Source organism: Streptomyces sp. NPDC006552, assembly GCF_040611655.1.
GTDB lineage: Bacteria > Actinomycetota > Actinomycetes > Streptomycetales > Streptomycetaceae > Streptomyces.
Genome location: NZ_JBEXOS010000100.1, coordinates 1 through 17505, shown reverse-complemented (window position 1 = coordinate 17505; position 17505 = coordinate 1). Strand labels below are relative to the sequence as shown.

At 74.3% G+C, this 17505-nt stretch carries 13 protein-coding genes and 1 pseudogene; 10 read left to right on the top strand and 4 right to left on the bottom strand.

Features of this window, described 5'->3' with window-relative positions:
* The first annotated feature begins 230 nt into the window (after positions 1-230).
* Positions 231-2987, top strand: a complete 2757-nt coding sequence (locus ABZY33_RS34020) for an FAD-binding and (Fe-S)-binding domain-containing protein (protein ID WP_356495579.1) — start codon at positions 231-233, stop codon at positions 2985-2987.
* Positions 2988-2996: 9 nt separating this feature from the next.
* On the opposite strand, the gene ABZY33_RS34015 is transcribed toward ABZY33_RS34020, so the two are convergent.
* A complete protein-coding gene (locus tag ABZY33_RS34015) occupies positions 2997-3869 on the bottom strand; it encodes a LysR family transcriptional regulator (RefSeq protein WP_356495577.1) in 873 nt (290 codons plus the stop codon).
* A 242-nt stretch (positions 3870-4111) separates the two neighbouring features.
* Here ABZY33_RS34015 and ABZY33_RS34010 point away from each other — a divergent pair, with 242 nt between their 5' ends.
* Positions 4112-5038 carry an EamA family transporter gene (locus tag ABZY33_RS34010; protein WP_356495578.1) on the top strand — a complete coding sequence of 309 codons (927 nt, stop codon included), beginning with the start codon at positions 4112-4114 and terminating at the stop codon, positions 5036-5038.
* 268 nt (positions 5039-5306) lie between these two features.
* On the opposite strand, the gene ABZY33_RS34005 is transcribed toward ABZY33_RS34010, so the two are convergent.
* The 3 genes from ABZY33_RS34005 to ABZY33_RS33995 are packed head-to-tail and all read right to left on the bottom strand — an operon-like array spanning position 5307 to position 6552.
* Positions 5307-5510 carry a DUF397 domain-containing protein gene (locus ABZY33_RS34005; protein ID WP_356495576.1) on the bottom strand — a complete coding sequence of 68 codons (204 nt, stop codon included), beginning with the start codon at positions 5508-5510 and terminating at the stop codon, positions 5307-5309.
* A gap of 30 nt (positions 5511-5540) precedes the next feature.
* Positions 5541-5744 (bottom strand): DUF397 domain-containing protein, encoded by a 204-nt coding sequence (locus ABZY33_RS34000; protein ID WP_356495575.1) that lies wholly within the window; start codon positions 5742-5744, stop codon positions 5541-5543.
* The gene (locus tag ABZY33_RS33995; RefSeq protein ID WP_356495574.1) at positions 5704-6552 is read right to left on the bottom strand and encodes a helix-turn-helix transcriptional regulator; all 849 of its coding nucleotides are present in this window, start codon (positions 6550-6552) and stop codon (positions 5704-5706) included. The genes ABZY33_RS34000 and ABZY33_RS33995 overlap by 41 nt, the downstream gene beginning before the upstream one ends.
* Before the next feature lie 156 nt (positions 6553-6708).
* Between ABZY33_RS33995 and ABZY33_RS33990 the strand changes: the two genes are divergently transcribed.
* From ABZY33_RS33990 to ABZY33_RS33955, 8 genes and pseudogenes are all read left to right on the top strand, one after another.
* Positions 6709-7518 (top strand): TIGR03084 family metal-binding protein, encoded by an 810-nt coding sequence (locus tag ABZY33_RS33990; RefSeq protein ID WP_356495573.1) that lies wholly within the window; start codon positions 6709-6711, stop codon positions 7516-7518.
* The gene (locus ABZY33_RS33985; protein WP_356495572.1) at positions 7515-9218 is read left to right on the top strand and encodes an acyclic terpene utilization AtuA family protein; all 1704 of its coding nucleotides are present in this window, start codon (positions 7515-7517) and stop codon (positions 9216-9218) included. Before ABZY33_RS33990 ends, ABZY33_RS33985 begins: the two co-directional genes overlap by 4 nt.
* Positions 9215-10813, top strand: a complete 1599-nt coding sequence (locus tag ABZY33_RS33980; RefSeq protein ID WP_356495571.1) for a carboxyl transferase domain-containing protein — start codon at positions 9215-9217, stop codon at positions 10811-10813. The genes ABZY33_RS33985 and ABZY33_RS33980 overlap by 4 nt, the downstream gene beginning before the upstream one ends.
* Before the next feature lie 20 nt (positions 10814-10833).
* A pseudogene (locus ABZY33_RS33975) lies at positions 10834-12672 on the top strand (biotin carboxylase N-terminal domain-containing protein); the annotation flags it as partial.
* Positions 12673-13139: 467 nt separating this feature from the next.
* A complete protein-coding gene (locus ABZY33_RS33970; protein WP_356495570.1) occupies positions 13140-14312 on the top strand; it encodes an acyl-CoA dehydrogenase family protein in 1173 nt (390 codons plus the stop codon).
* Positions 14313-14357: 45 nt separating this feature from the next.
* Positions 14358-15923, top strand: coding sequence for a 4-coumarate--CoA ligase family protein (locus tag ABZY33_RS33965; RefSeq protein WP_356495569.1), 1566 nt, complete (start codon positions 14358-14360; stop codon positions 15921-15923).
* Positions 15923-16666 (top strand): enoyl-CoA hydratase family protein, encoded by a 744-nt coding sequence (locus ABZY33_RS33960; RefSeq protein ID WP_356495568.1) that lies wholly within the window; start codon positions 15923-15925, stop codon positions 16664-16666. The genes ABZY33_RS33965 and ABZY33_RS33960 overlap by 1 nt, the downstream gene beginning before the upstream one ends.
* A complete protein-coding gene (locus ABZY33_RS33955) occupies positions 16654-17235 on the top strand; it encodes a TetR/AcrR family transcriptional regulator (RefSeq protein ID WP_356495567.1) in 582 nt (193 codons plus the stop codon). Before ABZY33_RS33960 ends, ABZY33_RS33955 begins: the two co-directional genes overlap by 13 nt.
* The last annotated feature ends 270 nt before the right edge of the window (positions 17236-17505 follow it).

Sequence of the window (17505 nt, the reverse complement as noted above, 5' to 3'; positions counted from 1 at the left end):
TCGCGCAGTTCCCCGCGCCCCTGAGATGCGCACTGCGTGCGCCATCTCATCGGGCGCCCCTTCAGGGGCGCGGGGAGCTGCGCGAGAAGCCCCACCGGGTTGCGGACGAGGTACTGGGTCGGGGCGCGGGGCGCCATGCTGGGGGTGTGGCAGATGACATTGGTGAGGAATTGCGGGGCGTCGTCCGGGGCGACGTCGATTTCGGGGTCAGGGCCCGGGCCCTGCACACCATGGACGCGTCCAACTACCGGAGGGTCCCGCGGGGCGTGGTCGCCCCCATGGACGCAGAGGACGTCCAGGCCACCCTCACCCTCTGCGCGGAGCACAACGTACCCGTCGTAGCCCGAGGCGCAGGCACCTCCATCGCCGGCCAGGCCACCGGCACCGGCGTCGTCCTCGACCTCACCCGCCACATGAACCGCCTCCTCGACCTGGACCCGGCCACCCGCACGGCCACCGTCCAGCCCGGCCTCGTCCTGGACCGGCTCCAGGCGGCAGCCACCCCGCACGGGCTGCGGTTCGGCCCCGACCCCTCCACGCACAGCCGCTGCACCCTCGGCGGGATGATCGGCAACAACTCGTGCGGCTCCCACTCCGTCGCCTGGGGGACGACCGCCGACAGCGTGACCGCGCTGAGCGTCGCGGGCCCGGGCGGGGCGACGTACCGGCTCGGCACGGGCTGGGACGGCGCGCCGGACGGGCTGCGGGCCCTCGTGGAGCGGGAGCGGGCGGCGATCAGGACGGGGTTCGCGCCGTTCGCCGGGCTGGCGCGGCGGATCTCCGGGTACGCCGTCGACGCGCTGCTGCCCGAGCACGGCACCGACCTGGCCCGCTTCTTCTGCGGCACCGAGGGCACCCTCGGCGTCGTCACCGAGGCGACCGTGAAACTCGTCGAGGCGCCCCGCGCGACGGCCCTCGCGGTGCTCGCCTACGCCGACGAGAGCGCGGCCGCGGAAGCCGCCGCGGGCCTGCTGCCGCTGGGCCCGCTGACCGTGGAGGGCATGGCCGCCGACCTCGTACCGGCGGACGCGGGGCTGCCGCGCGGCGGCGCGTGGCTGTTCGTGGAGACCGGCGGCGCGACGCCGGGCGAGGCGCGGGCCGCCGCGCAGCGGATCGTGCGGGCGGCGGACGTGCGCGACGCGCTGGTGGTCGGCGACCCCGCCGGGCAGCGCGCGCTGTGGCGGGTCCGCGAGGACGCCGCCGGGACGGCGACGCGGATGCCGGACGGGAGCGAGGCGTGGCCCGGCTGGGAGGACTGTGCGGTGCCGCCCGCCCGGCTCGGCGCGTACCTGCGGGAGTTCCGCGGGCTGCTGCGCGAGCACGGGCTGCGCGGGACCCCGTACGGGCACTTCGGGGACGGCTGCATCCACGTACGGATCGACTTCGATCTGTTGACGGAGGCGGGGATCGGGCGCTTCCGGCGGTTCTCCGAGGAACTGGCCGCGCTGGTCGTCGCGCACGGCGGGTCGCTCTCCGGGGAGCACGGGGACGGGCAGGCGCGCGCGGAGCTGCTGCCGACGATGTACGGCGAGCGGCTCGTCGGCCTCTTCGAGCAGGTCAAGGGCGTCTGGGACCCGGCGGACGTGCTCAATCCGGGGGTGCTGGTGCGGCCCGCGCGGCTCGACGAGAACCTGCGGTTCGCGGTGCTGCCACGCGAGCCGGTGGACGTCGTCTTCGGTTACCCGCACGACGGCGGGGACTTCTCGGCCGCGGTGCGCCGCTGCGTGGGGGTCGCCAAGTGCCGTACGGCGTCGCCGGGTTCGGGCGGCGGCGTGATGTGCCCCTCGTTCCGGGCGACCGGCGAGGAGGCGCACTCCACGCGCGGGCGGGCCCGGCTGCTGCACGAGATGCTCGCCGGTGAGGTGGTCACCGACGGCTGGCGGTCGGAGGAGGTGCGCGACGCGCTCGACCTGTGCCTGTCGTGCAAGGGGTGCCGCAGCGACTGCCCGGTGGGCGTGGACATGGCCACGTACAAGGCGGAGTTCCTCCACCACCACTACGCGGGGCGGCGCCGGCCGAGGGCGCACTACGCACTGGGGTGGCTGCCGCGTTGGTTGCGTCTGGTGGAGCGGACGCGGACGGCGGGGGTCGTCAACCGGCTGAGCGGGGTGGGCGTGCTGGCCGCCGTGGCCAAGCGGGTCGGGGGGATCGCGGCGGAGCGGGCGATTCCGCGGGTGCCGGCGGGGACGTTCAGCCGGGACTGGTACCGGCGGCGGGCGGCCCGGGCGGGTTCGGGCGGCGGGACGGTGGTGGTGCTGTGGCCGGACACGTTCACCGACCACCTGGCGCCGCAGGTGGCGCGCGCGGCGGTGCGGGTCCTGGAGGCGGCCGGGATGGACGTGGTGCTGCCGCCGGTCCGGACGGGGCCGGCGCGGGGCCGGGTGTGCTGCGGGCTGACGTACGTCTCGACCGGGCAGCTCGACCGGGCCCGCGCCGTGCAGCGCCGCACCCTGGACCTGCTGGAGCCGGTGCTCGCCGCCGGCCGGCCGGTCGTCGTCCTGGAGCCGTCGTGCGCGGCGGCGCTCCGTTCGGACCTGCCGGAGCTGCTGGCGGACGAGCCGCGGGCGCGGCTGCTCGCCGAGCGGGTGGTCACCTTCGCCGAGGCGCTGGAGCGGTTCGCGCCGCACTGGGAGCCACCGCGGATCAGCCGGCCGGTCGTCGGGCAGACCCACTGCCACCAGCACGCGGTGCTCGGGGACGCGGCCGAACGCAGGCTGCGGCAGCGGGCGGGCCTGGACGGTGAACTGACCGGCGGCTGCTGCGGGCTCGCGGGCAACTTCGGCTTCGAGCAGGGGCACTACGAGGTGTCGGTGGCCTGCGCGGAGGAGGCGCTGCTGCCCCGGGTGCGGGCGGCCGATGACGACACGCTGGTCCTGGCGGACGGCTACTCGTGCCGGACACAGCTGGACCAGCTGGCGGGGGTACGGGCCCGCCACCTCGCGGAGATCCTGGCGGACGCCCTCCCGGACACCCCGCCGGACCGCTGACCCCCGCCCTCAGTCGCCCGCCACCTCGTGCGCGAGCGCGAGGAACGCCGGGACCGACGGGTGGCCCGGGCCCGCGCGATGGGCCAGGTGGACCGGGAGGGCGGGCGCGTCGGTGAGGGGGACGTAGGTGACACCGGGGTGCGGGTGCATCCGGACCGTGGCGGTCGAGGTGATGCCGACCGCCCGGTCCGCCGCGATCGCCGCGAGCCAGTCGTCCGTGTTGGCGACCGGCAGCGTCGTGGAGGGCCGGGCGGACGGCGGCCACAGGTCGAGCGCGGTCGTGCCGGAGACCGTGTTCACCGCGATGACCTGGTCGCTCAGGTCGGCCAGGGTGAGGGAGGCGCGCCGGGCCAGCGGGCTGTCGGAAGGGAGCGCGGCCACCCGGGTCTCCTCGTGGAGCACCTCCGTGACCAGGCCGGGCGCGTCGACCGGGCCGCGCAGCAGGGCGACGTCGACGGCGCCGCGGGTGAGCCCGGCCGTGCGGTCGTCGATCCGCAGCAGTTCGAGCGGGACGTCCGGGTGCTCCTGGTGCCAGCGCCGCAGCAGCGGTGTGGTGAAGTCGCCCGCCGCGGACCAGGCGTGGCCGAGCCGCAGCGGTCTGCGCACCGCCCGGGCGGTGGCGAGCGCGTCCTCGAACGCGGCGACGGCGGCCGCCGCCTTCTCCCGGAACGCGTCGCCCTCGGGGGTGAGGGCGAGGTGGTGCGTGGAGCGGTCGACGAGGCGCACCCCGAGCGCACCCTCCAGGGCGGCGAGCGTGCGGGAGACGGCAGGCTGGGTCAGGCCGAGCCGGGCCGCGGCGCGGGTGACGCCGCCCTCCTCGGCGACGGCGAGGAAACAGCGCAGGTGGCGCAGGTCGATGGTGTGATCCCGGTCCCGGCTCATGTCCGCGGAGCATAACCGGAGCGCAGAAGGCATTTCACAGGCCGCGCCCGGCGGTTCTAGCGTGACGGTTCACGGGCCGGGCCCAGTGCAGTACGGTGGACGTCGAAGTTCAACATAATGAACATCGCGCAGGGGTGTACGGATGGACGAGGGGCCGTAGCCCTCCAGGACGCCGTAGCCCTCCAGGACGAGGAAAGGGGCGAGGCACAGTGAGCGGCTCGCAGACCGAACAGCAACTGCCGGTGCCGGACGCCGCCGTCCTCGTCGGGAGTGCGGGCGACGGCGCGACGTCCGCGGAGCAGGGCCGCGGCGGGGCCCTCGGCCCGGTCGGCCTGGTGCTCGCGGGCTGCGTGTCGGTCCAGTTCGGCGGCGCGCTCGCGGTGAGCCTGATGCCGCGCGCGGGCGCGGTCGGCGTCGTGACGCTGCGGCTCGTGGTGGCGGCGCTGGTCCTGATGGTGGTGTGCCGGCCGCGGCTGCGCGGGCACTCGCGCGCGGACTGGGGCACGGTCCTCGCGTTCGGCGTCGCCATGGGCGGCATGAACATGATCTTCTATCAGGCCGCGGCCCGTATCCCGCTCGGTCTCGCCGTCACCTTCGAGGTGCTCGGCCCCCTCGCCCTCTCCGTCCTGGCCTCGCGCCGCGCGGTGAACTTCCTGTGGGCGGGCCTCGCGCTGTGCGGCGTCTTCCTGCTCGGCGGCGCGGGGGACGGGCTGGGCGGCCTGGACCCGGTCGGGGTGGGCTGCGCGCTCGCCGCGGGCGGCATGTGGGCGGCGTACATCGTCTTCAGCGCCCGCACCGGCCGCCGCTTCCCGCAGGCGGACGGGCTCGCGCTGGCGATGGCGGTCGCCGCGGTGCTCTCGCTGCCGCTGGGCGTCGTCGCGGCCGGGACCCGGCTCCTGGACCCGGTGACGATCGGCCTCGGCGCGGCCGTCGCGATCCTTTCCTCGGTCCTGCCCTACACCCTCGAACTCATCGCCCTGCGACGCCTGCCCGCGTCCACGTTCGCCGTGATGATGAGCCTCGAACCGGCCATCGCGGCGCTCGCCGGTTTCCTCGTCCTCAGCCAGGCGCTGTCCTGGCTGGAGGCGCTGGCGATCACCCTGGTCATCGCGGCGAGCATGGGGGCGGTGCGGACGCAGGTGGGGCGGCGACGGGCAAAAAAGGGCTGAGGCGGTGGAACCCGGGGTTCAGGGGGTGAGGTCGATCGGCGCGCCCGCCTGGGAGAGTCGCCGGTCGAGTCCGGCGTCGATGGCGGCCTCGTCGTCCCCGGGAGGGTCGTATCGGCCGCGATCTGCGCGAGCCGGTCGCGGACCTCGGTGGGGATGCGGACGTTGGCGTCAGCCATGGTGGGGCGTCCTGCCCTCGGGGTCGCGGGCACTCAGCCGCACGCCGACAAGCCCGCGAGCAGCACCGCGGGCACCATGCGCAGGGGCGGTCTCAGACCCGGCCGCGTGCGGCTGCCGCCACGAACGCGGTGAAGGCGTCCGGTGCCACGCGGAACGGCCCCGCGTCCAGGTTCTTGGAGTCGCGGACCGCCACGGCCGCGGGCAGCGTCGCGACCTCGACGCACTCGCCGCCGTTGGTTCCGCTGTACGACGACTTACGCCACTGCGCGTCTGTCGGGATCGGATTCCTGCCCATAGCGCTCCTCCGTCGGGTTCAGCGCCGGGTTCAGACCCGGCCGAGCGAGGCCGCTGCCACGAACGTAGCGAAGGCGTCCGGTGCCACGCGGAACGGTCCCGCGTCCAGGTTCTTGGAGTCGCGGACCGCCACGGCTGCGGGCAGCGTCGCGACCTCGACACAATCACCGCCATTGGGTCCGCTGTAGGACGACTTAAGCCACTGCGCGTCCGTCGGGATCGGATTCCTGTCCATAGCGTTCCTCCATGACACGAACGATCATTTGGGCCGACTCCTCGGGGGCGAGAGCGCAGGCCTGCAAGCGAGCGTAACCGACCGAACGCTCCCTTATAGCCTGCGGATTGGCCGTCATGTGCCCCTGGTCGTAGCTCTCGGAGTAGAAGAGGTCAGGATCGTCGTCGAAGCGCAGCAGATTGAACGAACCCAGCATTCCCGCATGTTGGCCCACCGTGAACGGCAGAACCTGAATCTTCACCCAGGGATCCCGTGCGAACCCCGCAAGGCGCCCGAGCTGTTCCCGCATGACCTCCGGGTCGCCGACCTCCTGGAGCAGCACCGCCTCGGAGAGCACCACCCAGAGAGCGGGAGGCGCGCCGCGGTCCAGGATGCGCTGGCGCTCCATACGCGCCGCCACCTGCTCCTCGACGTGCCCGGGGTGGTTCATGCAGATCAGCGCCCGCGCGTACGCCTCCGTCTGGAGCAGCCCGTGCACCAACTGGCATTGGTACGTGGAGATGTAAGACGCTCGCGCCTCCAGCTCCGCATAAGGCTGAAACCACGTAGGCAACCGGCTCCGCAGCACCAGCCCCAGCAGGCGCGAGAAGAGGCCGCCCGTGCCGAGCGCCGCGTCCGCCCGCTCGCTGAAGTCCCGGGTCGGGATGCGCTTCGTCGTCTCGATCTGGCCCACGAGTGAGCCCGTACAGAAGATGCAGGTGCCCAACTGCTCCTGGCTGAGACCCGCGTCCTCGCGCAGGCGGCGCAGTTCGGAACCGTAGAAGTCGAGTGGGGAGGCGCTGGGGTCCAGCGGGCGGACGTTGGGCATGTGGGGCACCCCGTTCCTGTTGGTTCGTTGCAGACAGTAGCGACTCGGGTGCGTCTGAGTGAGGGAAACTTTCCATGCAAGCACGCTTGATTGTTTCCGGGGCCGCTGCCATGCTCCTGGCACGCCGCACACCGCCGTGCCCTTAGGGAGCGCCCCGTGTCCGAAACGCCGGCCGTATTCGATGACTTGCGGGACGAGAGTCTGCAACTCGACGCGCTGGTGGCGGCCTTGCCGCCCGAGCGGTGGGGCACACCGACACCCGCCCCGCGCTGGACCGTCGCCCATCAGATCGCCCACCTCGCCTGGACCGACCGGGCCGCGCTGCTCGCGATGGGTGACCCGGACGCGTTCGCCGGGGAGGTCGCCAAGGCGCTCGCCGCGCCGGAGTCGTTCGTGGACGACGGGGCCGATGAGGGCGCCGCCCAGGAGCCCGCGGTCCTGCTGGCCCGCTGGCGGGAGGGGCGCGAGGAGTTGCAGAAGGTGCTGCGGGCCGCGGCGGCGTCGAAGGCGAAGTTCCCCTGGTACGGGCCGCCCATGTCCGCCGCGTCCATGGCCACGGGCCGGCTGATGGAGACGTGGGCCCACGGGGAGGACGTCGCCGAGGCGCTCGGGGTCGCGCGACCGCCCACCGGCCGGCTGCGGCACGTCGCCCGGATCGGGGTCCGCGCCCGGGACTTCGCCTACGCCGCGCACGGGCTGCCCGTGCCGGGCGAGGAGTTCCGGGTCGAACTCGGAGCCCCGGACGGGTCGTTGTGGAGCTACGGGCCCGAGGACGCCGCCCAGCGCGTCACCGGGCCCGCCCTGGACTTCTGCCTCCTCGTCACCCAGCGCGCCCACCGCGACGACCTCGCCGTCCGCGCCGAGGGGCCGGACGCCGACCGGTGGCTCGGCATCGCGCAGGCCTTCGCCGGGCCGCCGGGGCAGGGGCGCCCGCCCAAGGGGGCGCGGCCGGGGCCCGCCGCGTGAGCCGGCCGCCGCTGCGGATCGGCAACGCCTCCGGGTTCTACGGCGACCGGTTCGACGCGATGCGCGAGATGCTTACCGACGGCCCCCTCGATGTGCTGACCGGCGACTACCTCGCCGAACTCACCATGCTGATCCTCGGCCGCGACCGGCTGAAGGACCCGGGCCGCGGCTACGCGCGGACGTTCCTGCGGCAGCTGGAGGAATGCCTCGGGCTCGCCGTCGAACGCGGGGTGCGGATCGTCGCCAACGCGGGCGGGCTCAACCCGGCCGGACTCGCCGCCGCCGTACGGGAGTTGGCGGACCGGCTCGGTGTCCCGGCGCGGGTCGCCCACGTCGAGGGCGACGACCTGCTCGGCACCGGGCGCTTCCCCAGCGCCCTCACCGCCCACGCCTACCTCGGCGGCGCCGGGATCGCCGCCTGCCTGGACGCGGGCGCCGACATCGTCGTCACCGGCCGTGTCACCGACGCCGCCCTGGTCAGCGGGCCCGCCGCCTGGCACTTCGGCTGGGCCCCCGACGCGTACGACCGGCTCGCCGGGGCCGTCGTCGCCGGGCACGTCCTGGAGTGCGGGACCCAGGCGACCGGCGGCAACTACTCCCAGTTCGCCGCGCACGCGGAGAAGTTGAGCCGGCCCGGGTTCCCGCTCGCCGAGATCCATGAGGACGGGACCGCCGTCATCGGCAAACACCCCGGCACCGGCGGCCTCGTCTCCACCGGCACCGTCACCGCCCAGCTGCTCTACGAGACCCAGGGCGCCCGGTACGCCGGACCCGACGTCACCGTCCGCCTCGACACCGTCCGCCTCACCCAGGACGGGCCCGACCGGGTCCGCGTCCACGGGGTCCGCGGAGAGGCGCCGCCGCCCACCCTGAAAGTCGGCCTGAACCGGCTCGGCGGCTTCCGGGGCGAGGTCGTCTTCGTGCTCACCGGGCTCGACATCGAGGCCAAGGCCGCCCTCGTACGGCGGCAGATGGAGGACGCGCTCGGCGCCGCCAAGTCCCGCCCCGCACACGTGCGGTGGGAGCTGGCCCGCACCGACCGCGCCGACGCCGCCACCGAGGAGACCGCCAGCGCCCTGCTGCGGCTCGTCGTGCGCGACCCGGGCCAGGACGCGGTCGGGCGCGCGCTGAGCGGGGCCGCCGTCGAGCTGGCCCTCGGCTCCTACCCCGGCTTCCACGTCACCGCGCCGCCCGGCAAGGGCTCCCCGTACGGCGTCTTCGAGGCCGCGTACGTCGCCCGCGAGTCCGTGCCGCACGTCGCCGTGCTGCCGGACGGCGAGCGCCGCGCCGTGCCGCCGCACCCCGGCACCACCCGGGCCCTGGCCCCCGTCGACCCGCCCGAGCTGCCCCCGCCGCCGCCCGCCGGGCCCACCCGCCGCGCGCCGCTCGGCCTGCTCGCCGGCGCCCGCAGCGGCGACAAAGGCGGCGACGCCAATATCGGCCTCTGGGCCCTGCGCGCGGACGCCTGGCCGTGGCTGGCCCACACCCTCACCGTCGACACCCTGCGCCGCCTCCTGCCGGAGACCGCCGGGCTGGCCGTCACCCGGCACGTCCTGCCGCACCTGCGCGCTCTGAACTTCACCGTCGAGGGCCTCCTCGGCGAGGGCGTCGCCGCGCAGGCCCGCTTCGACCCGCAGGCCAAGGGGCTCGGCGAATGGCTGCGCTCCCGCCACCTCGACCTCCCGGAGGCCCTGCTGTGACCGTCCTGGCCAGCGCCCTGGACACAAGCTCCGCCACCTACGCCGCTCACCGCGCGGCGCTGCTCGACAAGCTCGCCGCGCTCGACGCCGAGCACGCGAAGGCGCTGGCGGGCGGCGGCGAGAAGTACGTTCAGCGGCACCGCGGGCGCGGCAAACTCCTCGCCCGCGAGCGGATCGAGCTGCTCCTCGACCCGGACACGCCGTTCCTGGAGCTGTCGCCGCTCGCCGCCTGGGGCAGCGACTACACGGTGGGCGCCTCGCTGGTCACCGGGATCGGCGTGGTCGAGGGCGTCGAGTGCCTGATCACCGCCAACGACCCGACCGTGCGCGGCGGCGCCAGCAACCCGTGGTCCCTGAAAAAGGCCCTGCGGGCGAACGAGATCGCCTTCGCCAACCGGCTGCCGTGCGTCTCGCTCGTCGAGTCCGGCGGCGCCGACCTGCCCTCGCAGAAGGAGATCTTCATCCCGGGCGGCGCGATCTTCCGCGACCTCACCCGCCTGTCGGCGGCCGGGATCCCCACCGTCGCCGTCGTCTTCGGCAACTCCACGGCCGGCGGCGCCTACATCCCCGGCATGTCCGACCACGTGATCATGGTGAAGGAGAAGGCCAAGGTCTTCCTCGGCGGGCCGCCGCTGGTGAAGATGGCGACCGGTGAGGAGAGCGACGACGAGTCGCTCGGCGGCGCCGCGATGCACGCCCGCGTCTCCGGCCTCGCCGACCACTTCGCCGTCGACGAGCAGGACGCGATCCGCCAGGCCCGGCGCGTCGTCGCCCGGCTCAACCACCGCAAGGCGTACGCCGATCCGGCCCCGGCCGAGGAACCGAAGTACGACGCCGAGGAGCTGCTCGGGATCGTGCCCGAGGACCTGAAGACGCCGTTCGACCCGCGCGAGGTCATCGCCCGGATCGTGGACGGCTCCGACTTCGACGCGTTCAAGCCGCTGTACGGGACGAGCCTGGTGACCGGCTGGGCGACCCTGCACGGCTACCCCGTCGGCATCCTCGCCAACGCGCAGGGCGTCCTCTTCAGCGCCGAGTCGCAGAAGGCCGCGCAGTTCATCCAGCTCGCCAACCAGCGCTCCATCCCGCTGCTGTTCCTGCACAACACCACCGGCTACATGGTCGGCAAGGAGTACGAGCAGGGCGGCATCATCAAACACGGCGCCATGATGATCAACGCCGTCAGCAACAGCCGCGTCCCGCACCTGTCGGTCCTGATGGGCGCCTCGTACGGCGCCGGGCACTACGGCATGTGCGGGCGCGCCTACGACCCGCGCTTCCTCTTCGCCTGGCCCAGCGCCAAATCCGCCGTCATGGGGCCGCAGCAGCTCGCGGGCGTGCTGTCGATCGTCGCCCGGCAGTCCGCCGCCGCCAAGGGGCAGCCCTACGACGACGACGCGGACGCCGCGCTGCGCGCCATGGTGGAGCAGCAGATCGAGGCGGAGTCACTGCCGATGTTCCTGTCCGGGCGGCTCTACGACGACGGGGTCATCGACCCGCGCGCCACCCGCACGGTCCTCGGCATCTGCCTGTCCGCCCTGCACACCGCACCGTACGAGGGCGCCCGCGGCGGCTTCGGCGTCTTCCGGATGTGACCCCGATGGAGGTGAGCCCGATGATCACCAGTGTTCTTGTGGCCAACCGCGGCGAGATCGCCTGCCGCGTCTTCCGCACCTGCCGCGACCTGGGCATCCGCACGGTCGCCGTGCACTCCGACCCGGACGCGGGCGCGCTGCACGTCCGCGCGGCCGACCTCGCCGTCCGGCTCCCCGGCGCCACCCCCGCCGAGACCTACCTCCGCGCCGACCTGATCGTGCGGGCCGCCCTGGACGCGGGCGCCGACGCCGTCCACCCCGGCTACGGCTTCCTCTCCGAGAACGCCGCGTTCGCGCGGGCCGTCACCGACGCCGGGCTCGTGTGGATCGGCCCGCCGCCGGACGCCATCGAGGCGATGGCGTCCAAGACGCGCGCCAAGGAGCTGATGGGCCTCGCGCCGCTCGGCGAGGTCACCGCGGCCGACCTGCCGGTCCTGGTGAAGGCCGCGGCGGGCGGCGGGGGGCGTGGCATGCGTGTCGTACGCGAACTGGGCGCGCTGGAGAGTGAGTTGGCGGCGGCGCGGGCCGAGGCGCTCGCCGCGTTCGGGGACGGGGAGGTGTTCGTCGAGCCGTACCTCGAAGGCGGCCGCCACGTCGAGGTGCAGGTGCTGGCGGACACGCACGGCACCGTGTGGATGCTGGGGACACGCGACTGCTCGCTCCAGCGCCGGCACCAGAAGGTGATCGAGGAGGCGCCCGCGCCCGGCCTCACGGACGGCCTCACCGCCTCGATGTACGCGTCCGCCGAGCGGGCCGTGCGGGCCACCGGGTACGTGGGCGCGGGGACCGTGGAGTTCCTCGTCGCGGGGGAGAGCGCGCACTTCCTGGAGATGAACACCCGCCTCCAGGTCGAACACCCGGTGACCGAGGCCGTGTTCGGCCTCGACCTGGTGGCGCTGCAACTACGGATCGCCGAGGGCGAGGCGCTCGGCGAGGAGCCGCCCGCCCCGCACGGGCACGCCGTCGAGGCCCGCCTGTACGCCGAGGACCCGGCCGCCGGATTCGCCCCGCAGACCGGCACCCTGCACCGGCTCTCCGTCCCGGCGGGCGTGCGGCTCGACACCGGGTACGGCGACGGCGACCCCGTCGGCGTGCACTACGACGCCATGCTCGCCAAGGTGGTCGCCCACGCCCCCACCCGCGCCGCCGCCGTCCGCGCCCTCGCCGGGGCCCTGGAGCGCGCCGCGGTGCACGGCCCGGTGACCAACCGCGACCTGCTCGTCCGCTCCCTGCGCCACCCCGAGTTCCGGGATGCCCGCATGGACACCGGCTTCTACGAGCGTCACCTCGCCGCCCTCACGGCCCCCGAACCCGACCCGTACGCGCCGCTCGCCGCCGCCCTCGCGAGCGCCCGCGGCCACCGGTTCGGCGGTTTCCGCAACGTGCCCTCCCAGCCGCAGACCAAGCGCTACCGCGGCGAACCGGACGGCGCCGAGCACGAGGTCCGCTACCGGCACACCCGCGGCGGCCTCGAAGCCGACGGGGTCCGCGTCGTGCACGCCGCCCCGGACCGCGTCGTCCTCGAAACCGGCGGAGTGCAGCGCAAGTACGCCATCGCGGTCTACGGCGACCGGGTCCACGTGAACGGCGCCGCCCTCACCGCCCTGCCGCGCTTCACCGACCCCAGCGAGCAGCGCGCCCCCGGCTCCCTGCTCGCGCCGATGCCCGGCACCGTCGTCCGCGTCGCCGGCGGGTTGGCGGAGGGCGCCACCGTCACCGCCGGGCAGCCGCTGATCTGGCTGGAGGCGATGAAGATGGAGCACCGGATCACCGCTCCCGCCACCGGCACGCTAACCGCGCTGCATGCCGCCGTCGGGCGCCAGGTGGAGGTGGGGTCCTTGCTGGCCGTCGTCGAAGCGGCCGACGTCGACGTGGCTGGCACTGAAGCGCCGGCCAGTACTGGAGCGCCGGTCGGCACTGGAGCGCCGGTCGCCGCTGAGGCGCCGGCCAGCGCCGAAGCGTCAGCCGGCACCGAAGCGCCAGTTGGCGCCGCAGCACCGGCCGGCACCGAAGGGCCAGTCGGCACGGCAGGGCCAGTCGGCACCGAAGCGTCAGCCGGCACGGAAGCACCAGCCGACACCGAAGCGCCAGTTGGCACCGCAGCATCAGCCACCCCCACCGCATCAGCCACCCCCGTAGCGCCAGCCATCCCCTCCGCGCCAGCCAGCGCCGAAGCGCCAGCCATCCCCTCCGCGCCAGCCAGCGCCGAAGCGTCAGCCGGCACCGCAGCATCAACCGTCCCCGCCGCACCAGCCACCCCCGCAGCACATGCCACCCCCACCGCACCAGCCACCCCCGCCACCCCAGCCGTGGAGGAATCGTCCGCATGAGCACTGTCGGCACCGTCCTGGAAACCGAAGAGCACCGGGCGCTGCGCGCCGCCGTCGCCGCACTGGGCGGGCGGTTCGGGCGGGAGTACCTGACCCGGGTCACCGCCGCGGGCGGTCACCCCGAGGAGCTGTGGGCCGAGGCCGCCAAGCTCGGCTATCTCGGCGTCAACCTCCCCGAGGAGTACGGCGGCGGAGGCGGCGGCATCGCTGAACTCTCCATTGTCCTGGAGGAGTTGGGCGCGGCCGGATCCCCGCTGCTCATGATGGTCGTCTCGCCCGCGATCTGCGGCACCGTGATCGCCCGCTTCGGCACCGAGGAGCAGAAACGGGCCTGGCTGCCCGGGCTCGCCGACGGCAGCCGCACCATGGCGTTCGGCATCACCGAACCCGACGCCGGATCGAACTCGCACCGCATCACCACCACCGCCCGCAGGGAAGACGACGGCTCCTGGGTCCTGACCGGCCGGAAGGTCTTCGTCTCCGGCGTCGACATCGCCGACGCCACCCTCATCGTGGGCCGCACCTCCGACGCCCGCACCGGGAAGCTCAAGCCCTGCCTGTTCATCGTCGACCGCGAGACCCCGGGCTTCGGCCGACGGCAGATCGACATGGAGCTGCACGCCGCGGAGAAGCAGTTCGAACTGACCCTGGACGAGGTGCGGCTGCCCGCCGGGGCGCTCGTGGGCGACGAGGACGCGGGCCTGCTCCAGCTCTTCGCCGGGCTCAACCCCGAGCGCGTGATGACCGCCGCCTTCGCCATCGGCATGGGCCGCTACGCGCTGCGCCGCGCCGTCGCGTACGCCCGCGAACGCACCGTGTGGCGCGACCCCATCGGCGCCCATCAGGCCATCGCCCACCCCCTGGCCCAGGTCCACATCGAACTGGAACTGGCCCGCCTCATGATGCAGAAAGCGGCCCGGCTCTACGACGCGGGCGACGACGCCGGCGCGGGCGAGGCCGCCAACATGGCCAAGTACGCCGCCGCCGAGGCGTGCGTCCGCGCCGTCGACCAGTCCGTACACACCCTCGGCGGCAACGGCCTCACCCGCGAGTTCGGCCTCGCCTCGCTCGTCACCGCCTCCCGCGTGGCCCGTATCGCGCCGGTGAGCCGCGAGATGATCCTCAACTACGTCTCCCACCAGAGCCTGGGACTGCCGAAGTCGTACTGAGCGCGACCCCTGCCTGTCTTCCGCCTCACCGACGAGGAGTCCAGCATGGTGTACCGGAGCGACTACGACGACGTCGCCGTCGTCGACCAGCCCATCCACGACGCCGTGCTGGGCGGCGCCGCCGCCCGCGGCGACACCCCCGCCCTCGTCGACGGGGTCGCCGGCACGACGCTCAGCTACGCGCAGCTCGACGGGTTCCACCGCGCCGTGGCCGCCGGACTGGCCGCCACCGGGGTCCGCAAGGGCGACGTCGTCGCCCTGCACAGTCCCAACACGATCGCCTACCCGGTCGCGTTCTACGGCGCCACGCGCGCGGGCGCCTCCGTGACGACCGTGCACCCGCTCGCGACCCCCGAGGAGTTCGCCAAGCAGCTGCGGGACTCGGCCGCGCGCTGGATCGTCACCGTCACCCCGCTGCTCCCGGCGGCCCGCGCCGCCGCCGAACGCGCGGGCGGGGTACGGGAGATCCTCGTCTGCGACCCGGCGGGGGAGAGCGGCCACCGCTCGCTGCTCGACATGCTGGGCACGGACGCCCCCGTACCGGACATCGCCTTCGACCCGGCCGAGGACGTGGCCGCGCTGCCCTACTCCTCGGGCACCACCGGCGTCCCCAAAGGCGTCATGCTCACCCACCGCAACATCGCCACCAACCTCTCCCAACTGGAGCCCCTCATCCCGATGGGCCCCGGCGACCGCATCCTCGCCGTCCTGCCCTTCTTCCACATCTACGGCCTGACAGCGCTGATGAACGCCCCCCTGCGGCAAGGCGCGACCGTCGTCGTCCTGCCCCGCTTCGACCTCGACACGTTCCTCGCCGCGATCGAGAAACACCGCATCAACGCCCTGTACGTGGCCCCGCCGATCGTCCTCGCCCTCGCCAAGCACCCGGCCGTCGCGGGGTACGACCTCTCGTCGCTGGCGTACGTCATCAGCGCGGCGGCGCCCCTGGACGCCGAACTCGCCCAGGCCTGCTCGCGCCGGCTCGGCCTGCCGCCCGTCGGCCAGGCCTACGGCATGACGGAACTCTCGCCCGGCACCCACGTCGTCCCCCTCGCCGCCCGGGACGCCCCGCCCGGCACCGTCGGCAGACTCATCGCCGCCACCGAGATGCGGCTGGTCCGCCTGGACGACCCGGCGCGGGACGCGGCGCCCGGCGAGAGCGGCGAGATCCTCGTCCGCGGCCCCCAGGTCATGAAGGGCTACCTCGGCCGCCCCGACGCCACCCGCGCCATGATCGACGCCGACGGCTGGCTGCACACCGGGGACGTCGGCCGGGTGGACGCCGACGGCTGGCTGTTCGTCGTCGACCGGGTCAAGGAACTCATCAAGTACAAGGGGTTCCAGGTCGCCCCCGCCGAACTGGAGGCGCTGCTGCTCACCCACGACGGCATCGCCGACGCCGCCGTCATCGGCGTCCCCGACGACGACGGCAACGAGATCCCGAAGGCGTTCGTCGTCCGCGCCGACCCGGAGCTGACCGCCGAGGCCGTGACGGCGTACGTCGCCGGGCACGTCGCCCCGTACAAGAAGGTCCGCCGGGTGGCGTTCGTCGACGCGGTGCCGCGTGCGGCGTCGGGGAAGATCCTGCGCCGCGAACTGAGGGAGAGCTGATGCCGCCCGGGAACCTCGTGCACGTCGCCGCCGCGCGCGGCCTGACCACCCTCACGCTCGACTCGCCCGCCCGCCGCAACGCCCTGTCCTCGGCGCTCGTCGGCGAACTCGCCGACCGGCTCGCGGCGGCCGGGAAGGACCCCGGCGTGCGCGCCGTCGTCCTCACCCACACCGGCACCACCTTCTGCGCCGGCGCCGACCTGCGCGACCCGCCGGACCCGGACGCGCTGGTGGACCTGCTGCGCCTGATCGTGCGCCTCCCCAAGCCGGTCGTCGCCCGGGTCGACGGGCACGTCCGCGCGGGCGGCCTCGGACTCCTCGGCGCCTGCGACATCGCGGTGGCCTCCGCGGCCTCCTCGTTCGCCTTCACCGAGGTACGTATCGGGGTCGCCCCCGCGGTGATCTCGCTGCCGCTGCTGCCCCGCCTCGATCCGCGCGCGGTGGCCCGCTACTACCTGACGGGAGAGCGGTTCGACGCGGCGGAGGCGGCGCGGATCGGCCTGGTGACGGTGGCCGGGCCGGACGCGGACGACGCCCTCGCGCCGGTCCTCGACGGGCTGCGCCGGGCGTCCCCGCAGGGCCTGGCCGAGACGAAGGCGCTGCTGACGGTTAAGGTCCTGGAAGCCTTCGACCGGGACGCGGGGGCGCTGACGGCGCTGACGGCGCGGCTGTTCGGCTCCAGCGAGGCCCGCGAAGGGATGACCGCCTTCCTCGAACGACGGGACCCCGCATGGGTGTGGTGACCCCACCGAAACAGGACCGTTCACGCGCCACCCGGCGCAAGCTCCTGGAGTCGGCCGTGGCGTGCCTCGCCGCGCACGGCTGGTCCGGCTCCACGGTCTCCGTCGTGGCCGAGCACGCCGGGGTCTCGCGGGGCGCGGCCCAGCACCACTTCCCGACCCGGGAGGACCTGTTCACCGCGGCCGTCGAGTACGTCGCCGAGGAACGGTCCACGGCCCTGCGCGGGTTGCGTCCGCAGGGCCGGGCGCAGGCCGTGGCGGCCCTGGTCGACCTCTACACCGGCCCGCTGTTCCGGGCCGCGCTCCACCTGTGGGTCGCCGCCTCGAACGAGCCGGCACTCGGTGAGCGGGTCGCGGAGCTGGAGGCCCGGGTGGGCCGCGAGACCCACCGGATCGCTGTGCGGCTGCTCGACGCGGATGAGTCTGTGCCCGGGGTGCGGGAGGTTGTGCAGGGGTTGCTCGATATGGGGCGGGGGCTTGGGCTTGCCCATCTTCTGACGGATGACGGGGCGCGGCGGGAGCGGGTTGTGGCGGAGTGGACGGCACTGGTGGACGGCGCGCTGTCACAGTGACACCCCGCCTCTGCTTACCGGCCCACGGGCCCGGCGGGGGCTGGCCGCGCAGTTCCCCGCGCCCCTGAAGGGGCGGTTTTTTGTCTGCGGGCCCGGTGGGGCTTCTCGCGCAGTTCCCCGCGCCCCTTAAGGGCAGTTCTTTGGCTGCGGGCCCGGTGGGGGCTGGTCGCGCAGTTCCCCGCGCCCCTGGAGGCGCACTGCGTGCTGCCTCCGGAGCCGATGAGATGGCGCACGCAGTGCGCATCTCAGGGGCGCGGGGAACTGCGCGAG

Bases quoted from the DNA above. Each gene is read 5' to 3' on its own strand.
- ABZY33_RS33965 (WP_356495569.1), top strand. From the start codon at position 14,358: ATGGTGTACCGGAGCGACTACGACGACGTCGCCGTCGTCGACCAGCCC.
- ABZY33_RS34000 (WP_356495575.1), bottom strand. From the start codon at position 5,744: ATGGACAGGAATCCGATCCCGACGGACGCGCAGTGGCTTAAGTCGTCC.
- ABZY33_RS33995 (WP_356495574.1), bottom strand. From the start codon at position 6,552: ATGCCCAACGTCCGCCCGCTGGACCCCAGCGCCTCCCCACTCGACTTC.
- ABZY33_RS33970 (WP_356495570.1), top strand. From the start codon at position 13,140: ATGAGCACTGTCGGCACCGTCCTGGAAACCGAAGAGCACCGGGCGCTG.
- ABZY33_RS33955 (WP_356495567.1), top strand. From the start codon at position 16,654: ATGGGTGTGGTGACCCCACCGAAACAGGACCGTTCACGCGCCACCCGG.
- ABZY33_RS34015 (WP_356495577.1), bottom strand. From the start codon at position 3,869: ATGAGCCGGGACCGGGATCACACCATCGACCTGCGCCACCTGCGCTGT.
- ABZY33_RS34020 (WP_356495579.1), top strand. From the start codon at position 231: ATGGACGCGTCCAACTACCGGAGGGTCCCGCGGGGCGTGGTCGCCCCC.
- ABZY33_RS33960 (WP_356495568.1), top strand. From the start codon at position 15,923: ATGCCGCCCGGGAACCTCGTGCACGTCGCCGCCGCGCGCGGCCTGACC.
- ABZY33_RS34005 (WP_356495576.1), bottom strand. From the start codon at position 5,510: ATGGGCAGGAATCCGATCCCGACAGACGCGCAGTGGCGTAAGTCGTCG.